This window comes from Paraburkholderia sp. J12 (assembly GCF_905220215.1).
In the GTDB taxonomy this organism is placed as follows: domain Bacteria; phylum Pseudomonadota; class Gammaproteobacteria; order Burkholderiales; family Burkholderiaceae; genus Paraburkholderia.
Genome location: NZ_CAJMZC010000008.1, coordinates 1 through 18,744, shown reverse-complemented (window position 1 = coordinate 18,744; position 18,744 = coordinate 1). Strand labels below are relative to the sequence as shown.

Annotated in this window: 9 protein-coding genes and 2 pseudogenes; 8 read left to right on the top strand and 3 right to left on the bottom strand. The window is 62.0% G+C overall.

The genetic code is table 11. The features are described from left to right. From U5760_RS17960 to U5760_RS17950, 3 genes are all read right to left on the bottom strand, one after another. Complete coding sequence (locus tag U5760_RS17960) at positions 1 to 1,668, bottom strand: efflux transporter outer membrane subunit (protein WP_322013629.1); 1,668 nt, start codon at positions 1,666 to 1,668, stop codon at positions 1 to 3. 342 nt (positions 1,669 to 2,010) lie between these two features. Next, positions 2,011 to 3,099 carry a hybrid sensor histidine kinase/response regulator gene (locus U5760_RS17955; RefSeq protein ID WP_322013627.1) on the bottom strand — a complete coding sequence of 363 codons (1,089 nt, stop codon included), beginning with the start codon at positions 3,097 to 3,099 and terminating at the stop codon, positions 2,011 to 2,013. A 91-nt stretch (positions 3,100 to 3,190) separates the two neighbouring features. Further along, a complete protein-coding gene (locus U5760_RS17950; protein ID WP_322013625.1) occupies positions 3,191 to 4,864 on the bottom strand; it encodes a HAMP domain-containing sensor histidine kinase in 1,674 nt (557 codons plus the stop codon). 653 nt (positions 4,865 to 5,517) lie between these two features. Between U5760_RS17950 and U5760_RS17945 the strand changes: the two genes are divergently transcribed. From U5760_RS17945 to U5760_RS17915, 8 genes and pseudogenes are all read left to right on the top strand, one after another. Continuing rightward, positions 5,518 to 6,789: an EAL domain-containing protein gene (locus U5760_RS17945; RefSeq protein WP_322013624.1), complete on the top strand. Its 1,272-nt coding sequence runs from the start codon at positions 5,518 to 5,520 to the stop codon at positions 6,787 to 6,789. A 111-nt stretch (positions 6,790 to 6,900) separates the two neighbouring features. After that, positions 6,901 to 6,996, top strand: a pseudogene (locus tag U5760_RS31685) (ESPR-type extended signal peptide-containing protein); the annotation flags it as partial. 483 nt (positions 6,997 to 7,479) lie between these two features. Continuing rightward, positions 7,480 to 13,614, top strand: a pseudogene (locus U5760_RS17940) (YadA-like family protein); the annotation flags it as partial. A 179-nt stretch (positions 13,615 to 13,793) separates the two neighbouring features. Further along, positions 13,794 to 14,474: an OmpA family protein gene (locus U5760_RS17935; protein WP_322013621.1), complete on the top strand. Its 681-nt coding sequence runs from the start codon at positions 13,794 to 13,796 to the stop codon at positions 14,472 to 14,474. Positions 14,475 to 14,542: 68 nt separating this feature from the next. Beyond that, positions 14,543 to 16,237 (top strand): hypothetical protein, encoded by a 1,695-nt coding sequence (locus U5760_RS17930; RefSeq protein WP_415914133.1) that lies wholly within the window; start codon positions 14,543 to 14,545, stop codon positions 16,235 to 16,237. A 17-nt stretch (positions 16,238 to 16,254) separates the two neighbouring features. Then, complete coding sequence (locus U5760_RS17925) at positions 16,255 to 17,412, top strand: DUF2827 domain-containing protein (RefSeq protein ID WP_322013619.1); 1,158 nt, start codon at positions 16,255 to 16,257, stop codon at positions 17,410 to 17,412. After that, positions 17,409 to 18,563 carry a DUF2827 domain-containing protein gene (locus tag U5760_RS17920; RefSeq protein WP_322013618.1) on the top strand — a complete coding sequence of 385 codons (1,155 nt, stop codon included), beginning with the start codon at positions 17,409 to 17,411 and terminating at the stop codon, positions 18,561 to 18,563. Before U5760_RS17925 ends, U5760_RS17920 begins: the two co-directional genes overlap by 4 nt. 36 nt (positions 18,564 to 18,599) lie before the next feature. After that, the coding region (locus U5760_RS17915) for a DUF2827 family protein (protein WP_322013880.1) at positions 18,600 to 18,744 on the top strand (145 nt) is incomplete at its 3' end.

Genomic DNA, 18,744 nt, shown 5'->3' with positions numbered 1-18,744 from the left:
TCAGGGATTTTTCGGTGCGGCGGCGGGCATGGACGGCGGCGCTTTCGGAATCGGCGCCGCGCTGGGCGTACCGGTCCCGGGCGCGGCGATTTCCGGCGCGATGACGTCCACGGCGGCGGCTCCCGCCGGCGCGCTGCGCGATGTTTCGGTACCCGGCGCGCTGGTGGCGAAGCCGCCGCCGCCCAGCGCGGCGTAGAGCGAGACACGGCTCGACAGCAGCGCGCGGCGCGTCTGCACGAACTCCTGCTGCGCGGCGAGCAGATCGCGTTGCGCGTCGAGCACTTCGAGGAAAGGCGAGGCGCCGTGGTCGTAGCGCAGCTGGGCGAGGCGCGCGCGCTCGGCTTGCGCCTCCACGGTCGCGCGCAGTGCGTCCACCTGATCGGCGAGCCACTGGCGCGCGGCCAGCGCGTCGGCCACGTCGCGGAACGCCGACTGGATGGCGAGCTCGTAAGAGGTCACGGCCTGGTCGCGCTGTGCCTTGGCGACTTCGAGATTCGACTCGCGGCGCCCCATGTCGAAGATCGGCAGCGAAACGCTCGGCCCGAAGTTCCAGGCGCGGCTCGGCCCGGTGAAGAGATCGGAGAGCTGCGTACTCGCCGTACCGAACGAGCCGGTGAGCGTGATCTTCGGGAAGAACTCCGCGCGCGCCGCGCCGATGTTGGCGTTGGCGGCGCGCAACTGGTACTCGGCCGCGACGATATCGGGGCGGTTCGTCAGCAGATCGGAGGGCAGGCCCGGCGGGAGGTCGCTCATTACGGCGGCGTCGTCGAGGCGGATGTCTTCGTGCGGCAGATCGACGGGCTTGCCGACCAGCACCTGCAATGCGTTCACGCGGATGGCGCGCTCCTGCTGCAACTGCGCGCCGAGCGCGACGGCCTGGCGCCAGAGCGTTTCGACCTGCTTGAGATCGAGCTTCGAGATCGCGCCCACTTCGTGACGGCGCTTGAAGATGCGATACGACTTTTCTCGGCTCGCGATGGTTTCCTGCGTGAGCATGATGCGTTCGTCGAGTTCGCGCAGGCTGAGGTAACTGTTCGCGACCTGCTCGACGAGCGTGAGCGTGACGGCCTGGCGGGCGGCGTCGCTGGCGAGATAGTTCTGCAGCGCGGCTTCCTTGAGATTGGCCACGCGGCCCCAGAAGTCGAGTTCCCAACTGGCGAGGCCGACGCCCACCTGATATTGCGAGGCCGTCACGGGACGCCCGTAACCCGAAAGTTGCGCCGGCACGCGCGCTCGCGCGAGATCGGCTTCGACGCCGAGGGTGGGGAACTGGTCCGCGCGGCGGATGCCATACAGCGCGCGTGCTTCTTCGACGCGCTGGATCGCCAGCTGCAGATCCCGGTTGTATTCGAGGGCGTCGCCAATCAGGCCTTGCAGCACCGGATCGGTGAAGTAGTCCTTCCAGCCCACGGTGGTGGCGCTCAGGGCGCTTTCGCTTCCGTTGGCCGCGCCGCTTGCAGGGAAGGTCTCGGGCACGGGCAGCGGCGGTTGCTCGTAGTTCGGCGCAAGCGAGACGCAGCCGGCCAGCGTCGCTGCGAGCAGCGCCAGCGTTAGCACCCAGGCTCGCCTGTCGGGCACCGTGCGGGCCTCCTGCGACGTGCAAGGCGTGCCGGCGGACATGGCCGTGCGCTTCGCGGACCGGTGATTCAATCGGAGCGGGGTCGTCATCGGGTTTCGTGATCGGGTTGCGCGGTTGGCGGACGTGGGGCGACTGCGTGATGCGGCGTGCATCGCGTCGGGACCATGCGCGACGCACGTATCCCGGATTGCGATTCATCCTCGCACAAAGCGTAAAGCCGTGACGGCCCGGTGCGCGCGAGCGCCGGGCCGGGCGGCTGTGACGGCGCCGACGCGCGGCACTGGCGGAATGAATCGGGGGAGACGGAGGGTGTAATTGAGCGCCGCTATACCGGCTTTTTGTCTGCCCATGATTGGTGCGCAGCCCTTCGAGACCGAGGCGCCGAGGCAGAGGGAAGAATTACCGTGGTGTGCGCATGAACCGCAGCGTGGTCAGCCCGACTGCTTGGGTAGGCGCAGTGCAACGCTGAAACCGCGTTCGGTATCGCCCATCACAATCTGGCCGTGATGCCGCGCTGCTGCCGTGCAGACGAACGCCAACCCGAGACCAAAGCCATCGCGGGTCCGACTGTGTCCCGGCCCGAACTGTACGAACGACCGGGTTGCCGCTTCGCGCTGGTCCAGTGCGATACCGTTTCCCGCGTCTTCCACGCCGATGACCCACGCATTGCCATCGTCGCGCAGCGTGCAGTGCACGCTTGCTCCGGGCGGTCCGTATTTGAGTGCGTTATCGATCAGGTTGGATATTGCGCGCGTCAACATCATACGGTCTCCGAAGATTTTATCTTCGATGTCAGGCAGGGGTGCGACGATCCGATTCCCAAGTGCGGCGGCTTTTTCCCATAGTTGATCCACTGCATCCAGAACGATCTCCTTGAGAAAGACGGCTCCTCGTTCGTCCTGCTGTGACTGGGCGCGGGTCAGATGAATGAAGCTGTCGGCAAGGGCGAGCGCCCGTCGCGCGTGCGCGTCTATGCGCGCCAGCGGTGCGGGGAGTTCGCCGTGTTCCCTGCGGTAGGTGTCGAGAAGCGCAAGAATCGACGTCTGCGGCGAGCGCATGTCATGCGAGAGAAAGTCGAGTGCCTCGTCGCGCTGGCGTGCAACCAGATAGGAATGCGAATGGTATCGAATCCGTGCGGTTAACTCGATGGTGTCGGGCAACTTCACAAGATAATCGTTCGCGCCCGCGATAAACGCTGCGCGTTTGACGACAGGCTCTTCTTTTGCCGACAAAACGATAATCGGTACCCGCGCTGTTTCGGGAGCGGCTCGCCACGCGCGGACAAGATCGAGGCCATCGATCCCCGGCATGATGAGATCCTGCAAGATCAGCGACGGCTTGACTTCCCGGGCCATGCTCATGGCCTCGTGTGCATTCGTGCAAACATGCAGGGCAATGTCATGCTCCGTACGCAATGCACGACGTATCACCTCGCCGACAATCGGTTGATCGTCGACGAGCAAGATCGAGAGGGCAGACCCCGAAAAATCGAGGAAGAATGATGTGTCGGTATTTTTCATTTTACTCAAGCTCCGAACCCTAGCTAACGATCGGTAGTCGATGTTGACTGGGCGTTAGCGACGCAGCGCTGCGTTGTCGGATCAGCTGTGCCTAGTGGTCGGTGGTTCGCGGTTCGGACGTCGTGGCCAGGCCGACGATTCCATGAAAATCGAGTTGAAGAAGGCATTCCTGCACTTCGCTGGTGAAGGCCGGATACTGCCCGGTCCCGGAGAACCGGGCGATCCACTGTTCGATGTCGGTCAGGCTTCCCTGTTTTGCAAGCTTTGCCAGTTCGTCAAGATCGGCTACGGGCGGGCGGCTCATATGAACCCGCTTTTCCTCAGCTATCCGAACTGCATCGGAGACGATTGCCGTTGCGCCAGGGACGTGAGGCTGCGGTTCCGTTTCCGATTTGAGCACGAGGACCGTCAGTTCGAAGTAGAACGTAGTCCCGCATCCCAGCGTGCTCGCTACCCGAAGCTCGCTGCCCATGGCATTGACAATGCTACGTGCGATGAAGAGTCCCAATCCCGTCCCGCCGCCGGTTTCCTTAACCTGCCGAAACGCGTCAAAGATGTCGGCGTGTTGCGATAGATCGATGCCGATTCCGGTATCCGAGACCTCAAAGCCAATGCCGAGTCCCTGCACGGAAGGCACGAGATGGACGGCAAGCGTCACGGTGCCCTCACGGGTAAATTTCGCGGCATTGGAAAGTAGGTTGAGCAGGACCTGTTGCAAGCGCCGCCCGTCGCATTCCACAAGCACCGGCAGGGTGGTTTGCAACTGAAAGCGAAATTCATTGTCCTGCCGTGAACACAGTGCCGAGGAAAATTCCGCGACGTCGAGCAGCAGTGCCGAAATGTCGGTGGGTACCGGCTTGATATCAAGCGGCTTCAGTTCGGCCTTTGTGTATTCCAGCAGTTCTTCAATCAGGCTGAGCTGGTAGCCGACACTACGCTCGATTGCACGGATGAGCGGGACCTGTTTGTCGTGAGCATGGTGGATCAGCCGTTTCGAATACATGCTGATCGTCGAAAGCGGGGCACGGAGGTCGTGTCCGATATAACCGATGGTCTCGACCTTTTGCCGGTTCAAGTCCTCCGAGTAACGCAATGCCTGGTTGAGAGCCTCTGCCTGATGTTTCATCGTCACCTGATTGCGGAACATTTCGCGCAGATGCCCTTCCAAGCGCGCTGCCACCACCAGGCCAAAGCCGTTGATCAGGACCAGTATCATCAGGGCAGGCCCATCGGATCGACCGATCTCTCGTTGCTTCACGGCAATCAGTACAAAGACTACGCTCGCGATGAGTGCAATGGCCGCTGAGATTGCAAACCGGTTGGGCACGAAGAAGTACATCAGCATCAACAGCGCGCACATCGACATCGCATGCCGCAGGAATTGGCCCGGCAACGACCACGTGATGATCATGAATATCGTCATTCCACCGGCCGCGATGATGGTTGCCACGATCCTGGGTGTCAGGATTGAATCCGGCCAACGCCTGAGGGCGTAGAAGCAGCACACTGCAATCCAGGCGAACGATAGGCGTACCAGCAGAAGAAACAACGTAAGAGGCGCGAAGCCCAGAATTTCAAAGTCTGAGAAAGAGAACGCCAGGAAGAGCGCGGGGCCGGCAAGCAAGGCGATCCGCAGCGATGAGCGAGTCATCGTCAAATGGTGCTGCTGGAAAGCGGCTTCCGAAGCCTCACCTACGAAGACTCTCCAGAAGAGCAAATGCTTAACGCCGGTCATCGATTGCGTAATGGTACTTGCCGCTGACATTGGGCATCTCCCGAACGGATAGGAGAAATGATGGGAGTGATCGGGAGAAGGCTATGCCAGGAGATTCCCCGTAATAGTATGGATTGCTAATGTATTAGTAGATAAAGGCTGCCGGAATGCTTTCGTTTTAGCAATCTTGTGACAAACAAATGAAGTGTTTCCTTCATTATTCATTCCGTCCGGCCCGCATGCTTTCAGCATATCAGACAGACTGGATAGTTAACACTTTTTCGCCGGTCGTCGGCTTTGTCTGATGTAACGCGGAATTACCACCGAATGGCCTGTGGCGCGCGCAGCGCGGCGAACAGTCCGACCGTATGAAAGGCCTGTAGGCCTTACGGGATGGGGCTTTGAGCGAGATGGGTATCCGCTTCGGGCAGTGTGGCGATATCAGACCAGAACCGCTCTTCGGTTGCCGACGCCATCCGCTGTTTACGATTTCCAGTCGACATGAACCAACGTTTATTAACTTTTGATTCTCCCACGGAGTTATGTGCGCTGGGTCATATTCGAATTGTTAAATTAAGTCATCCGGGGAAAAACAAGAACATTAGTCCGCTATTCAAAAGTCCGGCAACGCGTCGAAGTGTTTAATCCGCTCACTTTAACGAAAAGCTCAACTGTGGCTCTCGTTGTCGCGTTGACGGTTCATCATGCGTCTGATCACTCCCTCCTCTCAAGGTGCCAGCCCGGTATCCAGAGTTAATCCGCACAAGGCCTCGAATGCCTTGGCTATGGAAACTCGATACGTGCTGGTCGAGATGCACAACCATGTGCATCTGAGCACGGTCTATGGTGACGCGTTCGCCGACGAAGCCATCCAGACGCTGCAACAGCGCGTTCGACTATGGGGTGCGTTGGTGGTGGATCTGCGACCGGGCGTTTTTCTGGCCATGTTCATGACGGGGGCGGCCACGTTCACAGCGGACGATCCCTCCGACTTCGCTCGACGCGTAGAAAACTGGCAGTTGGAGTTGGCGGCCGTTCTGTTTGAATTCGAGGGGGGTACCGCTCTTCCGGTCGTCACGGTGAGATCGGTGGAATCGAGTCGTCTGGGGCCCGTCGGTAGCGGCTTTTGCTACCCGGAGGCGCTGGATCATCTCGACGCTTTGTCGCCCCAATTGCCGTTGCCGCAGTTCGGTGCGGGATGGTGCCTCGACTACAAACGCAGCATGGCGCAGGCAGTCGCCCTGGTCGAGGCGTTGAATGCCGGGCAAATCTGTCTTGAGTTCCAGCCGGTGATGCGTCATGACCGGGCTGGCGTGGAGCTTTACGCAGAAGGGTTGCTGCGCGTTTCGGATTTTGCCGCGAGCAGCGGTCCGGCGACTTTCATCCCGGCGCTCGAGCGACTGGGCCTCGTCCGCATGCTGGACCGCGCGGTCGTCCTGGCGGCACTGAACGAACTGGAGCAGCGCCCCAACGCGCGGCTTGGCTGCAATGTGTCCGCCTGCAGCGTGATGCTCGACAGCTTCTGGGGGCGCGTGGTCGATCGCCTTGCGGCCCAGCCGGACGTGGCGGGCCGCCTCACGATTGAAATCACGGAAACCGCGCCGCTTCCTGACTTTGATGTTGCGGTGGCTTTTGTTCGGCGCCTCAAGGCGTTGGGCTGTCAAATCGCGCTGGATGACTTCGGTGCGGGCCACAGCAGTATCGCGTTTGCGCGCGCCGTGAAGCCGGATGTGATCAAGGTCGACGGAAGCTATCTGCACCGTGCCCGAGAGTCGGTCGAGGATGCGCAGGTATTGCGCAACATGGTGTCGCTGTGCCGGGCTCTTGCGCCGATGGTGGTCGTTGAGAAAGTCGAGGGCGAGCAGGATGCGCGAATGGCCATCGAGGCCGGAGCGGTTGGGTTGCAGGGTTTTGGCGTGGCGTGCCTTGAAGCACGTCATCGATGTTTGGTCCGGGGCATCAAAGCGAAGAACTAGACCGGGAAATTGGGACAACTAAGCGTTTTGTAGCGCAGAAAAGCGCTGGCAGTTTCGAAAGCGCTATCAGGTTGGCAGATCGTAACGATAGAAATCTGTAGGTGAGTGGTCATGAATAGTCATTATCGAATTGTCTGGAGCCGTGCGAGAAACGCCTGGATTGTCGCATCGGAGTTGGCTAAAGGCTATTGCGCGGGCGGACGAACGGGACGCGCGGTTCAGAGCCGGGAAGGCTTTCCCGGCGTGCTCAAGGCGATATCCTCCGCTGCGCTGCTGGTTGTCTCTCTGGCTGGCGCGGTCTTTCCCTTCGCGGCGCAAGCCGGCGTTATTGCGAACAACACCGGGGTGTCGAGTGCGAACTCGAATGTCTCGAACAGCTTCGATAGCCAGTTGCTGGGCGGCGGCTACACCACCGCATCCATGAATGGTGTCGCGCTCGTGGGCGCATCGGATACATGCGGCATGGTCAATCCGTTGACTGCGAGCTCAGTTTACGGAACCGGTGCGAGTTACACCGGTGGCCTGTACGGATTTGGCCAGCAAACGACGGCTACGACGTGGGGCGTCGCGTCAAACGTAGGGTCTGGGCAGGCAGCCGGGATTAATGACTTTACCGGTGCGCAGACGCTGGGTCAGGTAACGGTTACCGCAGCCACTGTGGATACGGCATCCCAAGGGACGGCCGCACTGGGTATGAATACCCTGGCCGTGGGCTGCGGCAGTTCTGCAACGGGCCTGGGCGCCACTGCCATCGGCTGGGGAGCTCAAGCCCAGGGCGTGAGCTCTGTTGCGATGGGTATCAATGCAACGGCTTCGGGCCAGGGCTCCTTTGCCTTTGGCGCGCAAACGACGGCGTCGGGCACGGATTCGCTCGCCTTCGGCACGCTGTCGAATGCCACGGGAACCAGCGCAATCGCGATGGGCGCTACCTCTACCGCAAGCGGTTCGGACGACGTCTCCATCGGATACGGAGCTAGTGCCACGGGCAGTGGCGATACGATGGCGCTGGGCAGCTATGCCACTGCCAGCGCAGCGGGTGCCACGGCAATTGGTACTGGCACGAATGCGTCAGGGGCGGATGCTGTGGCGATGGGACCGCTTGCGTCTGCCACGGGAACCAACACAATCGCGATTGGCGATGGTGCGAGCGCTGGTGCGGCGAACGCCGTGGCAATCGGCACGGGTGCGTCGGCAAGCGGCGGCCAGGCCGTCTCGATCGGAACAGCCAATGTTGCCAGCGGCAATGGTGCCGTGGCGATCGGCGACCCGAATGCTGCGACAGGCACGGGCGCCGTGGCGATGGGGCAAAACAACACCTCGACGGGCAACGGCGCTGTGGCGATCGGTAACGCCAATTCGGCCAGTGGCACCGGAACGGTCGCGATCGGTAACAGCAGCACCGCCACCATCAGCGGGGTGGCAGTCGGCGATGGTGCGACTGCTACCGGTGCTAACGGCTCGGTTGCAATCGGCAGCTCGGCTACGGCAACGGGCAATGGCGCGATCGCTTTTGGCAATCTGGGAAGTTTCAACGCAACGGCGCTTGCCACCGGCGCGGATGCACTGGCATTCGGCGATGGCTCGACGGCGACCGGTAGTGCCGGTTCGGTCGCCGTGGGCGCATCGAGCACCTCGAGCGCGGCCAATGCAACGGCGCTCGGCGCGGGTGCGGCGGCGACGGCCCTGGATGCCACGGCAGTGGGTCGTGCCACTACCGCGAGCGGGACATCGTCGGTTGCGATTGGCGATTCGTCGCTTGTCACGAATGCCAGCGAAGGCGTGGCGCTCGGCGCGGCGTCGACGACTTCGGCAAACAATGCCGTCGCACTGGGCTCGTCGGCGAGCGCCACGGTCGCGGGCTCGGTCGCGCTCGGCGCCAACGCCGCGACGACCAGCACCGCGAGCGCTGCAACCGGCGGTACAGGCGCGGTCGGCAGTTCCACGATCGGTGGTCAAACCTTCAGCGGATATGCGGGCACCAGCTCTGCCGCCGGTGTGGTCAGTGTCGGCTCGCCGGGTTCCGAGCGCCGGATCCAGAATGTGGCGGCCGGCCTCGTGACGGCCACCAGTACCGATGCCGTGAACGGCAGCCAGCTCTATAGCGTGGCGAGCACGACTGTGTCGAGCATTACCAGTCTCTCGACGTCGGCTTCGACGGGTATCAGCTCGCTCTCGACGGGTTTGAGCACGACCAATAGCAGCGTTTCATCGCTGTCGAGCTCCACCTCGACGACGGCAGCCTCGCTGTCGACGGGCCTGAGCACGACCAGCAGCAAGGTTGCATCGTTGTCGAGCTCCACCTCGACGACGGAGGCCTCGCTGTCGACCGGTCTGAGCACGACCAACAGCAATGTCGCCAGCCTGTCGACGGGCCTGAGCACCACGAACAGCAACGTGGCGTCGCTGTCGAGTTCGACTTCGTCGGGTATCGCTTCACTGTCGACCTCGGCGTCGACGGGCATCGGCTCGCTCTCGACGGGGCTGAGCACGACGAACAGCAACGTGACGTCGCTGTCGAGTTCGGCTTCGACCGGTATCGCTTCGCTCTCGACGTCCGCTTCGACGGGCATCAGTTCGTTGTCGACGGGGCTGAGTACGACCAATAGCACGGTTACCTCGTTGTCTAGCGGCGTTTCGACGACCAACAGCACTGTGGCGTCGCTCTCGACGGGCCTGAGCACGACGAACAGCACCGTTGCATCGTTGTCCTCGGGTGTCGGCTCGATTTCGGGCAGCCTGAGCACGATCAACAGCAATATCGCTTCGCTGTCGAGCTCCGCCTCGACGACGGCTGGCTCGCTGTCGACAGGCCTGAGCACGACGAACAGCGCAGTGGCGTCGCTGTCGAGCTCGACTTCGTCTGGTATCGCTTTGCTGTCGACGTCCGCTTCGACGGGCATTGGCTCGCTGTCGACGGGTCTGAGCACGACGAACAGCAACGTGGCGTCGCTGTCGAGCTCGACTTCGTCTGGTATCGCTTTGCTGTCGACGTCGGCGTCGACGGGCATCGGCTCGCTGTCGACGGGCCTGAGCACCACGAACAGCAACGTGGCTTCGCTATCGAGCTCGGCTTCGTCCGGTATCGCTTTGCTGTCGACGTCGGCGTCGACGGGCATCGGCTCGCTGTCGACGGGCCTGAGCACGACCAACAGCAACGTGGCGTCGCTGTCGGGCTCGACTTCGTCCGGTATCGCTTCGCTGTCGACGTCGACTTCGACGGGCATCAGCTCGTTGTCCACCGGTCTGTCGAATGCAGTGATGTACGACGATTCAACCCATACGAAGGTGACGTTGGGCGGGGTCGGTTCGACGACCCCGGTGACGCTGACGAATGTCGCGCCTGGTGCAGTGAATGCAACGAGTACGGATGCGATCAACGGCAGCCAGCTCTACTCGCTCTCTACGTCGGCTTCGACGGGCATCACGTCGCTCTCGACGGGGCTGAGCACGACGAATAGCACCATTGCATCGTTGTCCTCGGGTGTCGGCTCGATTTCGGGTAGCCTGAGCACGATCAACAGCAATATCGCTTCGCTGTCGACGGGCAACAGTTCGCTCTCTACGGGCCTGAGCACGACGAACAGCAATGTGACGTCGCTGTCGACGTCGGCGTCGACGGGTATCAGCTCGGTTTCGACGGGCCTGAGCACGACGAACAGCAATGTGGCGTCGCTGTCGACCTCGGCGTCGACGGGTATCAGTTCGCTCTCGTCGGGTCTGAGCACGACCAACAGTAATGTGGCGTCGCTGTCGACCTCGGCTTCCACGGGCATCAGCTCGGTTTCGACGAGCGTGGATTCGTTGTCGACCGCAACCTCGACGGGCATCAGTTCGCTCTCAACGGGTCTGAGCACGACCAACAGCAACGTGGCGTCGCTGTCGACGTCGGCGTCGACCGGCATCGACTCGCTCTCGACGGGTCTGAGCACGACCAATAGCAATGTGACGTCGCTGTCGACGTCGGCGTCGACCGGCATCGACTCGCTCTCGACGGGTTTGAGCACAACGAACAGCAATGTGACGTCGCTGTCGACGTCGGCTTCCACGGGGATCGACTCGCTGTCGACGGGCCTGAGCACGACGAACAGCGATGTGGCATCGCTGTCGACGTCGGCGTCGACGGGTATCGACTCGCTCTCGACGGGTCTGAGCACGACCAACAGCAATGTGGCGTCACTGTCGACGTCGGCGTCGACGGGTATCGATTCGCTGTCGACGGGTCTGAGCACGACTAATAGCAATGTGACGTCGCTGTCGACGTCGGCCTCGACCGGCATCAGCTCGCTTTCGACCGGCCTGAGCACGACGGATAGCAACGTGGCTTCGCTTTCGACGGGTCTGGATTCGCTGTCGACGTCGGCCTCGACCGGCATCAGCTCGCTTTCGACGGGCCTGAGCACGACTGATAGCAATGTGGCGTCGCTTTCGACGGGCCTGGATTCGCTGTCGACGTCGGCTTCGACCGGCATCAGCTCGCTCTCGACCGGCCTGAGCACGACGGACAGCAACGTGGCTTCGCTTTCGACGAGTGTGGATTCGCTATCGACGTCAGCGTCGACGGGTATCAGTTCGCTGTCGACTGGCCTGAGCACGACCGATAGCAATGTGGCGTCGCTCTCGACGGGGCTGGATTCTTTGTCGACGTCGGCCTCGACGGGTATCAGCTCGCTCTCGACCGGCCTGAGCACGACGGACAGCAACGTGGCTTCGCTTTCGACGGGTCTGAGCACGACCAACAGCAACGTGACGTCGCTCTCGACCTCTGCTTCCACGGGCATCAGCTCGGTTTCGACGAGCGTGGATTCGTTGTCGACCGCGACCTCGACGGGCATCAGTTCGCTGTCGACTGGCCTGAGCACGACCAACAGCAACGTGGCGTCGCTGTCGACGTCGGCTTCGACGGGCATCAGTTCGCTGTCGACGAGTGTGGACTCGCTCTCGACCTCGGCTTCGACCGGCATCGGCTCGCTCTCAACCGGCCTGAGTACCACCAACAGCAACATGGCGTCGCTGTCGACCTCGGCCTCGACGGGCATCAACTCGCTCTCAACCGGCCTGAGCACGACCAACAGCAACGTGGCCTCGTTGTCGACCTCCACCTCGACGACGGAAGCCTCGCTTTCAACCGGCCTGAGCACCACCAACAGCAACGTCGCCTCGCTGTCGACCTCGGCTTCAACGGGCATCAACTCGCTCTCGACCGGCCTGAGCACGACCAACAGCAACGTGACGTCGCTCTCGACCTCAACCTCGACCGCGATTGCCGTTGCGAAGACGCACTACTACAGCGTCAACGACAACGGCACGCAGCAAGGCAACTACAACAACGACGGCGCAACGGGCGTCAATTCTCTGGCCTCCGGTACCAACGCTACGGCGTCCGGCGCGAGCAGCGTCGCGGTGGGCGACGGTGCCAACGCCAACTCGAACGGCGCGGTTGCCGTGGGTCAGAACGCACTGGCCAGCGGTGGTCAGGCGGTTTCGATCGGTGCGTCCAACACGGCGAGCGGTGATGGTGCGGTGGCGATCGGCGACCCGAACGTCGCCACGGGGACGGGCGCTGTCGCGCTGGGTGCGAACAACACGGCTACCGGCAACGGCGCCGTTGCTCTCGGCAACGCGAACATCGCTTCCGGCGACGGTTCGGTGGCGCTCGGCAACAGCTCGACGGCGGCAGGTGTGGGTTCGCTGGCTTTCGGTACGAACGCCGTCGCGAACAATGCGAACGATGTGGCGCTCGGCAGCGGTTCGGTAACGGCTGCACCGAACCCGACAACGAGCGCGACCATCGGCGGCCTCTCGTACTCGTTCGCGGGCTCCAATCCGGCCAGCGTCGTCAGCATCGGCGCACCGGGTGCCGAGCGTCAGCTCACGAACGTCGCGGCGGGCCAGCTTTCGGCCACGAGCACGGACGCGGTCAACGGCAGCCAGCTCAACGCGACGAACCAGGCGTTGAACAGCCTCTCGACCTCGACCGCGAACAGCGTCAGCTCGCTGTCCACGGGCATCAACTCGCTCTCGACCGGCCTGAGCACGACCAACAGCACGGTAGCTTCGCTGTCCACCTCGACGTCGACCAGCATCAATTCGCTCTCGACGGGGCTTTCGAGCGTCAACAGCAATGTTTCGTCGCTGTCGACCTCGACCTCGACGGGCCTGAGTTCGCTCTCGACCGGCTTGAGCACGACGAACAGTTCGGTGGCTTCGCTGTCGACCGGCGTGAACAGCATCAACAATCAGTTAAGCCAACTGTCGACGTCGATCGTCAATAACAACACCACCACGACGCGCTCGCTGTCCAACACGGGCATCGCCGCCGACATGAGTGCGCCGAACGCGGCCGCGCCGACGGTGACCCCGGGTTCGAACTCCGTCGCCGTCGGCGCGAATTCGACGGACGGCGGGCGCTCGAACGTGGTCTCGGTCGGTAGTGCAACGCAGCAACGCCAGATCACGAACGTCGCACCGGGTACGGAAGGCACCGATGCCGTCAACGTGGACCAGTTGAATGCGGTTTCGTCGACGATGTCGTCGTCGCTGAACAGTCTGGGCAACCAGGTTGCGCAGCAGCAGCAGCAGATCCAGCAGACCGACCAGATGGCGCGTCAGGGCATTGCCGCAACCGCGGCGGTCGCCTCGATTCCGCAGATGGATCGCGACTCCGACTTCGGCGTGGGTCTCGGTACCGCGGCGTTCGGCGGTCAGGAGGCGGTGGCGGTCGGCATGCAGGCACGCATCTCCGAGAACCTGAAGGCATCGCTGAACGGCGGCTTTAGCGGCAGCCAGCACGTGGTGGGCGCTGGCGTGCTGTATCAGTGGAAGTAATCGCTGTTGACCGGAACCGGGCTTCGTCCTGGTTCCGGCTTCTCGTCGGCCGGGTTTTCTTCTGGAATATCGGGAGCGCGGCCGCTCTTTCTTATATGATGAACAGAGCGCGCACGCCGGTACGCTGTCGTTCCGGCGCACTGCGTGCATGCGCTCTGATGCAAAAGGGAGGAGTTCTCGTGAAACTCTTCAATGTCTCGCTTTTCTTCAGTGTTTTGTCTCTTGCTGCGTGCTCCAGCGCCTCGGGCCCGACGTTCAGCGCCAACGAACTGACGCCGCAAAACGGTCTTCGCACTTTCGAAGTCGATTGCCACGGTCTATTTTCCGGCCCCAATACCTGCATGAATGCGGCTACCCGCATTTGCGGCGACAAGCCCGTTACGGTATTGGAGTCGGCAAAGTCATTGCGCGAAAAGTCGGATCCGAATTCGATGGTGTTTCAGTGCGGAAAGCCCGAGGCGGTCGAACCGGCGGCTGCCGGGGTCGCACCGGCCGTGGTCGATGCTCATCCGCAGGCGGAAACGGTGGCTCTTGCGGGCGACGCGTACTTTGCTTTCGGGCGAGCCGAGCTCACGCCGGCGGCCCGCACGGTACTCGACAAAATGTTGGGCGAGCAGGGCGACAAGCACTTCTCGCAAGTCACCGTGACCGGTTATACCGATTCGGTTGGCCGCGCAACGGCCAATCTCGCGTTGTCGCAGCGGCGTGCCGATGCTGTCGCAAGTTATCTGCGTGCTCACGGACTGAATGCAGACAAGGTCGTTGCCGTGGGACGCGGGAGTGCCAATACGGTTACTTCGAACGATACGGCAGAGGGGCGCGCGAACAATCGGCGCGTCGAGGTCGCGATGCAGCCTTGATGCCAGGTTGATTCGAGAACCTGGTCGACGCTCTGCTTGCACCTCGCATCTGATACATTTTGAGGCGTGTGTCCAGGCGGAGCGCTGGAAATATCATGCAAAGTGATTTCCGTGATTCACTGCAGTTTGTCTGGCAACGCGTCATTGATCTTGTCGACGCTGCGACCCGCCCGGCTTCGGACGATGCCGTGCGCGCGTTGCTCGACGAGACGACCAGGGGGTTGCGCGCGCTCGACGACGATACGCTGGTTGCAGGCGTCAATGCCGCACACCATGCAGGCAGGGTAGACGAAGCCATCCGCATTACGGCTGCCGTCGCTCGCCTGTCGCCGGATCGCGCCGGTGCGCATTTTGCGGCGGGATTGGCCCTGCAATATGCCGATCGTCACGCGGAAGCCCTGAAAGCGTACCGCTTTGCCTACGCAATCAAGCCTGATTTTCATCATCTCCGGAACAACCTGGCGGTCTCGCTGATGCAAACCGATCCCGCCAATCCGGAGATCATCGGCTTGCTCGAACAGGCAGTGATCGACGATCCAGGGTATGCGGGTGCCTGGATCAATCTTTCGCGACTCAGGCCAGACGAAACGACGCTCGCGCGCGCCGAAGCGGCGGCGCAACGTGCGGTCACCCTTGCGCCCGACGACCAGCTTGCGTTGAACAACTACGCGATGCTAAAGAAAGAAGCGCAGCAGTGGGACGAAGCTGAACAGGCCGCTCGTGCAGGCTGCAAAGTTGCGCCAAACGATCCCACCATGCAGTTCAATCTGGCCGCGATCCAGCTGGTGCGCGGTAATTTCAGCGCTGGTTGGGTGGGGCACGAATTCCGCTGGCAGGGCGCGCGCGAACTGAAATCGGGGCGCCCGGTTTTCCCCCGGCCGCAATGGCGGGGCGAACCGCTTCTCGGCCGCACGCTGCTGGTTTGGGGCGAGCAGGGGATGGGCGATCTGCTGCAATTTTGCCGCTACGTGCCGATGCTTGCCGAACACGTGCATCGCGAAGGCGGAAAGCTCGTGTGGAATTCGTTTCCGCAGATGGGCGCGTTGCTCAAGCGCAGTCTCGGCGAGCATTGCGACCTGTGCACCATCGGTGGCGGCATCGCGGATCTGCCGCATTACGATTGCGAGGTATCGCTCCTGAGTTTGCCGATGCTGTTCGGCACGAGGGAAGACGCCATTCCGGGTCCAGTGCGTTATCTCTCGTCCGATCCCGAGGCGGCTGCGCAATGGCGAAGACGGCTTGCCGGAGAGCGGCGGCTGAAGGTAGGGCTCGTCTGGACCGGCAGTCACGTGCATCAGCGCAATCTTTATCGTCGCGTTGGGCTCGAGTGCTATGCCGCCCATTTCGGCGCGCTGACCGGTGACGTTGCGTTTTATTCGCTCCAGCCGGGCGCGGCCGAAGACGTTGCCAACGCGCGAGCCGCGGGTTTCGAAATCGCGGACTTCAGTGGTGAATGGCGTACGTTCGACGACACCGCCGCGTTTGTCGATTCTCTCGATCTCGTCATTTCGGTATGCACCTCGACGGCGCACCTGGCGGGTGCGCTCGGCCAGCCGACATGGGTGCTGCTGGACGTGAATCCCCACTGGGTCTGGCAACTCGAGCGGCGCGACAACCCGTGGTATCCGAATACCACGCTGTATCGGCAAAAGCAGTTCCGGCAGTGGGAGCCGGTGCTGGCTGAAGTCGCTGTCGATCTTGCGGCGCGTGCTGCCGCGCATCGCGCATCCGCCGGCGAATTTTTTCCGTCCGGTACAACCTGAACGATAGCGGTGCCAACATGCGAATCGGAATTTCCGTGCTCACGCACGCATCGCAGAACATCTGGTCCAATGGGCTTGGCCAGAACGTGATCTTTCTCGCGCAACTCTTGCAGCGCGTGCCGTTCGTTACGGCCGTGGTGCTGATCGACTGTGGTGACCAGGGCGCCATGCCGCCCCAGGTCGACCTCGGCGGTCTGGGGCTGCGCATCATGTCGATGCGAGACGCGACTGACGAAGTGGATGTCGTCATCGAGATGGCGGGTGCCCTCGACAGCAAATGGACCGATCTCATGCGCGCGCGCGGCCGCAAGGTTGTGTTCCACTGCTGTGGTCAGCCCTTTGTCGCACTCGCGGAAGCGGTGGTCTTCAACAAGCCGGCTACCGCACTGCGTCCCGATCGCTGTGACGAGGTCTGGTATTTGCCGAAGGATGACGCGCTCGCTCCCATGTTGCGCACGATCCATCGTTGCGACGCTTACGAGGTGCCGTTCATCTGGCATCCTCAGTTCGTGGAGGCGCGCTCGCGCGAGGTTGCCGAAAAGGGGTTTCGCTATGGCTATGTTCCGCGCCAGATTTCTCCGGAGGGAGTGCAAGCCGGTTGGCGTGTTGCCATTTTCGAGCCGAATATTTCGGTAGTGAAAACCTGCAGCATTCCCATGCTGGTGTGCGACGAGGCGTATCGCGTCGACCGCGACTGCATTCAGATGATGCACGTGCTCAATGCGCTGCACATCAAGGATCATCCGACCATGCTTTACCTCGCCAATTCGCTCGATATCGTAAAGACGCATCGCGCGACTTTCCACGGCAGGCACGACATCGTCGGCTTCATGGTGCAGTTCGCGGACGCCGTGGTCGCTCACCAGTGGGGGAACAGCCAGAATTACAGCTACCTCGATGCACTCTACGGCGACTATCCGCTCGTCCACAATTCGCCGTGGCTGAAGGACGTGGGCTACTACTACCCGGACTTCGACGCGAAAGAGGGCGGCGCGCAGTTGCGTCGCGCCGTGCAAACGCACGACGCCGGGCTGCCGGAGTATCGCACCCGCGCGCAGCGCCTTTTTCGGACGATTGATCCCACAGCCGGGCACAATGTCGAGCAATACGCCGCAAGGCTGGCTCACCTGTGTCGCGACACCGCGTTTTTCGCTTCGGGCGGAGGCCACGCATGACGACTGCTTCTTCCACTCATCCGCTTGCTCGGGGCTTGCGCGTCGGCGTATCGATCTTCGTGCGCAAGGGCGGCGGCCAGTCGATGTGGGAAAACGGCATCTTCCAGAACTGCCTCTTTCTCGTGATGCTGCTGATGCGCTCGCCCATCGTGTCGGAAACGTACCTCGTGATCGGCGGATCCGATGCGACGCCCGACGACGCGAGGGACTTTCTCGCGGGTGCCCCGGTTCCGATCATCGACATGAACGAGGCGGCTTCGAAGCTTGATGTCATGATCGAAATGAGCGCCCAGCTCGCGAAGGACTGGGTGGTGGCGTTCCGCGAACGAGGCGGCAAGACCGTGTCGATGCGGGTCGGCAACGACTATGTGATCGACATCGAGCGCATGATCTTCGACAAGCCGCAGGGCCTGCTGATCAGCGGGGCGCCATATCACGAGGTATGGACGCTCGCCGAGTACGAGCGCAGTTGCAAGCCGTATTACGAAAGCACCTTCCGCGCGCCCGTGCGTTTGATGCCGCATCTGTGGAGTCCGCTCGTGCTTGATCGCGAGATGGCGCGCCAGCATCCGGGACAGCGCTTCGAATACCAGCCGGGGAGGCGGCGCTGGCGAGCGGGTATCTTCGAGCCCAACATCTGCATGGTGAAGACGAGCTTCATCCCGATGCTGGTGTGCGAGACGGCGCACCGGGAAAACGCGGATATGCTTGAACGGGTCAGCGTTTACAACACGTTTCACCTGAAAGAGCACGCGGGCTTCAGCAATTTCGCCCTGGATCTGGATATCGTGCGTCACGGTATTGCGACCTTCGAGGGGCGTTTCCCGTTCGCCGAAGCGGTGACGAATCATGTAGACGTGATCGTGAGCCATCACTGGGAGAACGCGCAGAACTACGTCTATTACGAAGCGCTCTATGGCGGTTTCCCACTCGTACACAACTCGCATCTGATCGGCAACTGCGGTTATCGCTATCACGAGTTCGATTGCGAGGAAGGCGGGCGCGTCATGAATCAGGCTTTCGTCGGGCACGATGAGAACTTCGCCGCCTATCGCGCGACGGCCAACGCATTTCTGCGCACGCTCGACCCGGAGTCCGAAGAGAACGTGAGGACTTACAGCGAAGCGCTGGCTGCGCTCTATACGAATTGAGCGGGCGCCGCGAATAAGGACAATGGAGTGTCAGGCATGAATCCGTCGCAAGAAGGACTGACGATCGGTATCACGATCGGCCTGCACGCCGCGGGCGAAACCATGTGGAACAACGGCATCAAGCAGAATGCCGTCTACCTTGCGCTTGCGCTCGCCCAGTGCCCCGGTGTGGCCCGGGTCG

Coding starts and splice junctions, on each gene's coding strand:
- U5760_RS17960 (WP_322013629.1), bottom strand. CDS start 1,668: ATGACGACCCCGCTCCGATTGAATCACCGGTCCGCGAAGCGCACGGCC.
- U5760_RS17955 (WP_322013627.1), bottom strand. CDS start 3,099: ATGAAAAATACCGACACATCATTCTTCCTCGATTTTTCGGGGTCTGCC.
- U5760_RS17950 (WP_322013625.1), bottom strand. CDS start 4,864: ATGTCAGCGGCAAGTACCATTACGCAATCGATGACCGGCGTTAAGCAT.
- U5760_RS17945 (WP_322013624.1), top strand. CDS start 5,518: ATGCGTCTGATCACTCCCTCCTCTCAAGGTGCCAGCCCGGTATCCAGA.
- U5760_RS17925 (WP_322013619.1), top strand. CDS start 16,255: ATGCGAATCGGAATTTCCGTGCTCACGCACGCATCGCAGAACATCTGG.
- U5760_RS17920 (WP_322013618.1), top strand. CDS start 17,409: ATGACGACTGCTTCTTCCACTCATCCGCTTGCTCGGGGCTTGCGCGTC.